At 47.7% G+C, this 8,208-nt stretch carries 8 protein-coding genes; 5 read left to right on the forward strand and 3 right to left on the reverse strand.

All coding sequences use genetic code 11. The features are described 5' to 3' along the window. Window positions 1-198: 198 nt before the first annotated feature. Both A3751_RS09555 and A3751_RS09560 read left to right on the forward strand, forming a co-directional pair. Entirely contained in the window at window positions 199-567 is a 369-nt protein-coding gene (locus A3751_RS09555) for a translation initiation factor Sui1 (RefSeq protein WP_068454958.1), read from the forward strand. Between the two features lie 200 nt (window positions 568-767). Next, window positions 768-1,418 carry a glutathione S-transferase family protein gene (locus A3751_RS09560; protein ID WP_068454962.1) on the forward strand — a complete coding sequence of 217 codons (651 nt, stop codon included), beginning with the start codon at window positions 768-770 and terminating at the stop codon, window positions 1,416-1,418. A gap of 16 nt (window positions 1,419-1,434) precedes the next feature. On the opposite strand, the gene A3751_RS09565 is transcribed toward A3751_RS09560, so the two are convergent. Beyond that, window positions 1,435-2,772, reverse strand: a complete 1,338-nt coding sequence (locus tag A3751_RS09565) for an L-serine ammonia-lyase (RefSeq protein WP_231876866.1) — start codon at window positions 2,770-2,772, stop codon at window positions 1,435-1,437. Here A3751_RS09565 and A3751_RS22750 point away from each other — a divergent pair. Both A3751_RS22750 and A3751_RS09570 read left to right on the forward strand, forming a co-directional pair. Continuing rightward, window positions 2,762-2,923, forward strand: coding sequence for a hypothetical protein (locus A3751_RS22750; RefSeq protein WP_197466258.1), 162 nt, complete (start codon window positions 2,762-2,764; stop codon window positions 2,921-2,923). The two genes, A3751_RS09565 and A3751_RS22750, sit on opposite strands and share 11 nt — an antisense overlap. 24 nt (window positions 2,924-2,947) lie before the next feature. Continuing rightward, complete coding sequence (locus A3751_RS09570; RefSeq protein WP_068454965.1) at window positions 2,948-5,134, forward strand: penicillin acylase family protein; 2,187 nt, start codon at window positions 2,948-2,950, stop codon at window positions 5,132-5,134. A 62-nt stretch (window positions 5,135-5,196) separates the two neighbouring features. Here A3751_RS09570 and A3751_RS09575 read toward each other — a convergent pair whose 3' ends face one another. Together A3751_RS09575 and A3751_RS09580 are read right to left on the reverse strand one after the other, a co-directional pair. Then, window positions 5,197-6,264: a hypothetical protein gene (locus A3751_RS09575; RefSeq protein WP_068454968.1), complete on the reverse strand. Its 1,068-nt coding sequence runs from the start codon at window positions 6,262-6,264 to the stop codon at window positions 5,197-5,199. A 165-nt stretch (window positions 6,265-6,429) separates the two neighbouring features. Continuing rightward, window positions 6,430-7,161, reverse strand: coding sequence for an SGNH/GDSL hydrolase family protein (locus A3751_RS09580; RefSeq protein WP_068454971.1), 732 nt, complete (start codon window positions 7,159-7,161; stop codon window positions 6,430-6,432). Between the two features lie 437 nt (window positions 7,162-7,598). On the opposite strand from A3751_RS09580, the gene A3751_RS09585 reads away from it, so the two are divergent. Beyond that, window positions 7,599-8,208 (forward strand): AraC family transcriptional regulator ligand-binding domain-containing protein (locus tag A3751_RS09585; RefSeq protein ID WP_156492359.1); only part of this gene is annotated, 610 nt, incomplete at its 3' end.

Consider the following 8,208-nt stretch of genomic DNA (forward strand, 5'->3'; position numbering starts at 1 on the left):
TTATGCGTTTGATAGGACTCTTCGTACCACTCGCATATTTAGGGTCTATTTACTTTGGCCTAGACGGCATTTACGCTGGCGCTGCGCTGTCAAATCTAGTTGTGGGCTTGGGCGCTATCTATGGCTCCCGCTCGCTAATGCGCCCCGTTAAGCGACTCAGCATTTAAAATAAACGTCTAATGTGTATAGGAAAGCGTCATGCCGAAAGCGAAATCTTTTGCTGATCTTGGAGGCCTCGTTTACTCAACTGAGGTAGGAAAAACCTGCCCAAGTTGCAAACAGGCTATAAACAACTGCACGTGCAGCGATGATGAAACACCAGAAGGTGATGGCGTTGTTCGTGTTCGCTACGAGCGAAAGGGTCGCGGTGGCAAAGGCGTTACGTTAATCGAAGGCATTCTCGAGAAGAAAGAGCAGCTTAAGATTATCACCAAAGAGCTAAAAAAGAAGTGCGGTGTTGGCGGCGCGTTGAAAGAACACACAGTTGAAATACAAGGTGATCAGCGAGACTTAATCACCCAGCTACTTTCTGATAAAGGCTATACTGTTAAGCGATCTGGCGGATAGCCTAAACGCTCAATTCTTTTGCGATCGTTGTTTGAGTTAGCTGTTTTGAACTAGTTGTTGTGAATTAGCTGTTTTGAGTTAGCTGTTTTGAGTTAGCTGTTTTGAATTAATTGTCTTGAGCGAGTTGTTTCGAGATAACCCTATTCATGTAAGCCTGCGCTCATCGCCACCCCAAATTCAATTCTGTCAGGAGGACTGGCATGGAACTGATCATTGGAAACAAAAACTATTCATCCTGGTCGATGCGTCCTTGGCTTTTGCTGTCTCACTTTGATCTCGATTTCGAAGAAACGGTAATTCCCCTCAGACAGGCTCGCAGCCATGAGTTGCTCGCAGAATACTCACCAAGCTTTAAAGTTCCTGTTTTAATTGACGAAGAAATGACCATCTGGGAATCCCTTGCGATATGCGAGTATATCTCCGAGAACCATCTGGATAATAGAGCGTGGCCTCAGCGCGCTAAAGAACGCGCCGTTGCACGCGCATATTGTTCAGAAATGCATGCGGGATTTGCGGCTCTGCGTAGCGAACTCCCCATGAACTGTCGCGCCAGTCGCAAGATTAAACTCAGCGAGAAGTGCGAGCATGAAGTTCATCGCATTGACGGTATGTGGCAAGATGCACTCAACCGACATGACGGCGAATGGCTCTTTGGCGAGTTCAGCATTGTCGATTGTATGTTCGCCCCTGTCGTATCACGCTTTGCGACATATGCCATCGAAGTATCAGACACAAGTCACGCTTATATGGACAAAATCCTCACGCTACCGTCAATGCAGCGATGGTATGCCGATGCGGCAGACGAACCTCACGTTATTGCAGCCTCCGAAGCAAGTACAGACCGCGATTAAGCGACCAGCAGCATGGCTAACACTCAACCCAAGATGCAGCGAGCCCCCCAAGAGAGGTCTCTTTGTAATTATCTGACATTGCCAGCCCGGTTTCATGCATCGCTTTGATGCATGAATCCAGAGACATTACGTGCCCAGTCTTTGTTCTCAACGCGAGATCTGCCGCCAGCCACGCTTTCACTGCGCCAAAGGCGTTGCGCTCAATGCATGGCACTTGCACCAGCCCCTGCACTGGGTCGCAGGTCATTCCCAGATGATGCTCCAGCGCAATTTCAGCCGCATGCTCAATCTGCTCAGGGCTACCGCCCTTAACAGCACACAAGCCTGCAGCGGCCATTGCAGCGGCAGAACCGACCTCACCCTGACAGCCCACCTCCGCGCCTGAAATCGAACTATTATGTTTTATCAGTCCGCCAATGGCTGCCGCCGTTAAGAAGAAGTCTTCACGCTGCGACGCCGCTAAACATTGCGAGGATAGGCAATGCTGCTCAAAATAATAGAGAACGGCGGGAATCACGCCGGCAGCGCCATTCGTCGGGGCAGTCACCACCATCTGACCATTCGCGTTCTGCTCGTTAACAGCCATCGCATAAGCGCTTAGCCACTCATGGCTTTCAGGCGCTGACTCCGCACCTTTAAGATCTTGATAATAGTCACTAGCACGGCGCTGCACCTTAAGGCCTCCGGGTAAGATACCCTGAGTATCCAAACCCTGCCGGATACACTGACCCATTGCATTCCATATATCCGCAATGCTCTCACTCAGCTTCGCTGTCTCTGGCTGACGAACATATTCGTTTTGGCGCTTCATTTCAGAAATCGTGAAGCCAGAGCTTCGTGCCATTTCGAGCATTTCGCTTGCAGAGTCGAAGGAAAAAGGCACATCGATATTGGGAATGATATTCAAAGACTGAACATCCATAGCACTCTCTGTCACCACAAATCCACCACCAATGGACACATAGCGCTCAGTACAGACAACCGACCCACCCTGCTTCAAGCTAAATGCGAGCGTATTTGGATGGGCGAGTCCAAGGCTCGTTGCCTCCCAATACAACTGCGCATCTGTGTAGCGAATCTCAACACCGTCAATATCTATGCCTTTCCGTTTATGTAAATTATCGAGCAACGCCGGAACATTCTCAGCAACCAAGTCTGATGGAGAATAACCATGAAGCCCCAACATCACCGCTTGATCTGTCGCATGGCCTTTACCAGTAAACGCGAGCGAACCATACAGTGTGCACTCAAGTACCATGCCTTGAAGTCGCGATTGATCCGTTTGCTTCGTTGATGCATGAATAAGCTCGCCTACACGATCTCGAAAAGAAACCGCGGCTAGCATGGGGCCCATCGTATGGGAGCTCGATGGCCCAATCCCGATCTTGAACAATTCTGCGCATGCGATAAACAAAGTCGGCATCCTTGTTGTTGGGTTTTCGTTAGGTTGTCGTTGGGTTGTTGCTGCATTGTTGAATGCGATAAAAGAGAATATAGTGTTTTAAAAAATAATCACAAAGTAGTCGATCATGTTTAAACTGCCTAAAAGTCAAACTATCCGTATCCGAGGGCCTAGACCGAAGAACCTTCGTCTTACCCGAGATGAGCACGGTGTTCCGCACATTCACGCAAACTCAATTGATGATTTAAACTGGGGTCTTGGCTATTGCCAGGCATTTGATCGAAGCATGCAACTCCAGTTCATGCGCATTCTCGGACAGGGCCGCTTATGTGAACTCCTAGACGACACCGAAGATAACCTCAACATCGACCGTTTTTTCCGGCGGATGAACTGGCGTCGCGATGCGAAGAAAGTCATCGGGCAATTAGAGCCAGATACACTCTCTTGGTGTCAGGCACTATGCGATGGAATAAACGCCGGCTTCAGAGCGCGCCGCGTCAGTCTAATGCGCCTACTTAGTGGTGAACCTGAGCCGTGGACCGTTACAGATATCATTTTAATCTTCCGTATGACCGGTTACCTCACACTCGCACAAACTCAGGCCGAATCAGAACGCCTATTCATCGAACTGGTACAAAATGGCGTAAGCGATGAAAAACTGTCCAGTCTTTTCCCTCTTGAAGGACAAGAATATGACCGCGAACTGATTCAGAAAGTGAAGTTACCTGAGCGCATCATTCCATTGGAGCTACTTTGGCAAGCCGCAATACCCCGCATGATGGCATCAAATAATTGGGTTGTCGCAGGCTCGCGAACCAAAAGCGGCGCAGCCATAATGGCGAACGACCCCCACCTCGAAGTTAATCGGCTTCCCAATGTTTGGTACGAAGCAGTACTTAGCTGCCCTGACTACCAAGCCATGGGCTATGGTATGCCGGGCATTCCGGGATTGCTCATAGGCCGATCTTATGACGTCGCATGGGGAGCAACCTACACCTTTGCAGATACGGTCGATAGCTGGATTGAAGAATGCAAAGACGGCAAGTATCGCAGAGGAAAATCATGGCGAAAATTCGAGATGCGAGAAGAGCATATTCTTCGTAAAAAGAACCTAGACCACGTTGAAGTCTTTTATGAAAATCCTCACGGTATTTTGGATGGAGATCCTCAAGAACCGGGTTTCTACCTCTCTACGCTTTGGTCTCCTGCCAATTATGGGGCCGCTGGTCTAAATGCAGCTCGTCAGCTCGTGACCGCACGTAACGCAGAAGAAATGCAGCACTTTAGCGGACAAATAGAGAGCGCTTGGAATTGGGTCATCGCAGATCGTGACAACAACATCGCCTATCAAATGTCAGGCCTTTGTCCGAAGCGCAATAAAGGCTGGAACGGTTTCGTTCCTGGCCTAGGTTGGGACAAGGACTACGACTGGACGGGATTTTACAAACCTTCGGAACTTCCAAACGTACTTAATCCTGAACAAGGTTTCTTTGTTACGGCCAATCAGGATTTAAACGAGTTTGGTACAGCATCACCGATTAATATGCCGATGGCTGACCATAGAGCTCGCAGGATTACCCAGCTGCTCTCTGATGACAAAAAACAAGATATCGCCAGCTCACGCGATATACAAATGGACACCTACTCCCTTCAAGCCGAAGAGTATATGGCGATTCTTGCGCCGATTCTAAAAGAGCACTTCAACGATTGCTTGCTCGCTGAGATTCTTCTGGACTGGGATAAGTGTTACGACCGTTACTCTACGGGCGCTGCGTTATTTGAGGCGTTTTATACAGAACTACGCCAATTGGTATTCCAAGATGAACAAATCAGCCCTGAGCTATCACGACATTTGCGCGAACAAACCTGTCTGTTCATTGACTTCTATCAGAATTTCGATCGATGCTTTTTAGACTCAAATTCAATCTGGTTCAAGGAGAAAAGCCAGCACCAGTGTTTTAGTGATGCATTCGAAAAAGCGAAATCCGGCTTCGTCTCGATCACATGGGGAGAGCAAAATCGTTTCAAGTTCACCAACATCCTCTTACAAGGCAAAGTGCCTGAATACTTTGGGATAGACAGCGGTGAGGTACCAATGATTGGCGGACGCGCAACACCGCATCAGGGCCAGCTATACGAGTCAGCAGGCAGAAAAACAAGCTTCGCAGCCTCGGTGCGAATTGCCGCTGACATGAATGAAGGCATGTTGCATACCCGAACGGCTGGAGGTGTATCTGACAACCCCTTCTCTCCGTGGTACATGTCTGAAATTCAGGGTTGGCTAGACGGGACGTATAAGAAGCTAAAACCCTAACAGTGCGAAAACCCGCTGTGAGCCTTGAGCATCTCCGCAAACAGGCTCACGTTAATGGATGATCAATTCAAACCGTAAATACGCTGGCGCTCATAGCGCATCATACCAAGCGCTTCTTCTTGCTTGAGCGAGTATGCACTGCGATCGTCAAAGTGTTTCAGCCGCAGCAAATCAAGCTCGGTTTCCAAGTCTTCACCCTGATAAGTTGCAACAAGCGCTTCTCGCTCTTCCATGTAGGCATTACCCTTATCCCACATTTCGTCATTCTTTTTGTCCTGCTCTGCCAGAACACCAATGCGGTCTTCAGGAAAACCCAATTGCAAACGCATTTGGTTGATTGTCTCTTGGCGTTCGTCGGCCTCCATCGCCGCTAACTCTTTTTGTACAGAGTCTAACCGGAACACCATTTGGGTCGTCACACTCGCGGTGCCCATTAGTAAACCCTCGGGGGTATCGCCATAATTATCCTGCATAGCGACCTGCATGGTATAAACGCGATCTTCCAAAGGCATATCATAGGCGGTATTCAATTCCGTCATAACCGTTTTGACATTGCGCTCCCGCTGCTGATCTTGAGCGATCTCTTCATTCCAAATTAATCGCGCATCTTCTTCACCAAACAACTCAATGCGCTTGTTCCAAACAGTGTTATCTTTGGCCACGGCATTCATATCATTCAAATCGAGATAGCTATCAACCAGCCACTCGTCATATGCATCCATGTTGGCAATGGCGAGCAAAATCTGGTCAGCAAGCTCAGGAAATGCCCGCCTAAGGATCTCTTCAAACATCTGAGAACCTTGCCCCGGAAACTCTGACTCCAAGCCCACTCGCATATCTTTTAAACTAACCTGCACAACGATACTGTTAATGCTGTCAGCAAATTGCTGTCGCATTTTTACGCTCAGTTGCTCCACGAGAGAATCTGGCGTCATGCCCCCCCTCTTCTTGAGCACCTCGGGTATCGCAGCTTGCTTTATTGCGCCATTTTGTCCTATCTCAGGCGCCATATTCCCACTACCAAAGGAGCCATCTCTAGCTATTTCATTTTCTGATTGAGACTGAAAGGAAAGATATGTGATGCCACCAGCTACAAACACTGCACTAGCAAAAATTATTATTTTTTTCATCGTTAGTCCTGATTCTTCGAAGCTTACAAAGCTATTTAACCATGCACCAAAACCGCTAGATTAGAACCGGCTCACACCAATTAAAATCATCGCAAATAAAAACGCCCTCGAACGAGGGCGTTTTCTAGATACAGACTTGCTCCGTATCTCTGTCAGATATGTGCCCTATAGAAGCGGGAACAATACTGGCTCAATTTGATTCGCTAGGTTAACTGATCCAGCTGGAGTTGGGTGAATATCGTCACCTTCAACTTGGCTCGCTGGAACCGTGCCGCGTGGATCAACAAACTGGCAGCTTGCAGCTGAGCTCACTTCACATGCATAACCAAGTAAGTCATCACCGTAGTTAAGTGCAGTAGTTAGGTTTGCATTACCACGTGGAAGCTCGTAATAACCCAACCATACAACATTAGCCACACCATCAGCATCGATCGTGTTAAGCAGACTAACCGCGTTGTAGTACTGGTCTTCGATCAGATTGTAGCAAGAACTTGAAGGCCACCATCTCCACCAGTGCGTACGGCAGCCATATGGGTCAAGCAAAGTAGCAGGGATCAGGATGTCGTTACCGCCACCATCCATTAGGATCGTGCTGATGTTGCCATTGTGCGCGTTAGCTGCGTTATATTGCTCTACAACGGATGGCGCTAGCAAACCACCTTGCAACTCGGCACCTGACTGCGTGTAATCACGGAACTGAGTGCCCGCGCGCGCTTCCAACGTTTCTTGGATAACGCCATTCAAATCGAAAATGGAGTCGCCCAGGGTCACGACATCATTTCGACCGTTAACGGTTTCTTCATATGGGTTGCCCGTACAACCAACAACACTAATAGCAACAACCGAAAAGGCTGCCACCTTTACAACTTTAGATACAACTTTTTTTAGATTTATCATTGTTTCTCTCCAAGTTTTCTTTCGTTACCACCAAATAAGCGGTGCGCAAAAGTTTAGCGCAACACTTGTTAACAAATGAGTCAAAAGGCGCACAACTTGGTTAAAAACGGATACATCTGGTTCTTTTCGGCCAGTAAACAATCAAAATAGCGGGTTGTTGAGACCTACATCACAGTTCGATTTAGCATGAAGCGATGCTCTTTCGGCCAACACACTAGTGAGAGCGGCGTCACGAACATCCTGCTCCAAACTCGGTAGACTGATTTTCGCCGCCTGTCAGTTATATCGTTTATTGGTTACGCCGAAAAAGGTAAAACAAAAAAGCCAACTAACGATCAATACGCTAGCCTAGACGAAAGCATTAACCGCCATAAAATAACAATTAAAGGACTGGGCAAACATACGAAGCACGCCGTGCGAACTATGTTTGAATCGCCATGCTTGACGAAATATATTTAAGACTACTTTTGGAACTTGCTCCAGAAGAACTAAAACTTAGCCCACTCGACGCCGAAAGGGTCATATTGGGTTATGGACAAACATTGGAGTCGAAAAATGCCTTCGGCAATTTAATTCGTGATATCTACGGTGCCGATCCAAGTTCTGACATAGGCCTGCACTATGGCAGGCTTTTACAGCCACACGCTTTATGTGATTTTTCTAGAGTTCTGATGACAGCGTCATCGTTCAAAAGAAGTTTGCAGATCATTAACGAATTGCATTACATGCAAGGTGCGGCTTATCACCTGACATTTCACGAATCGAAAGACCGACTATCGATCGCGTTAACCTACCCTTATAAAAGAGAGATATCACAAGAGCAACGACGCTTCTGTTGCGAGTCGATTTTTACCTATTTACTGAACCTTGTAAGGTCTGAAGTCAGCCCGCGTATTACGCCTACTAGGCTATGGCTAGATTACGAAAAACCGGTTTACGCTGATGAGTATCGAGACCTGTATGGTTGCGAACCTAGGTATGATGCGCAACTCGCTTTATTCGAATTTTCAACAGAATTTAGTGACCAAGCGTTAGCGTCAAGCAATC

The sequence above is a fragment of the Oleiphilus sp. HI0080 genome (assembly GCF_001635135.1).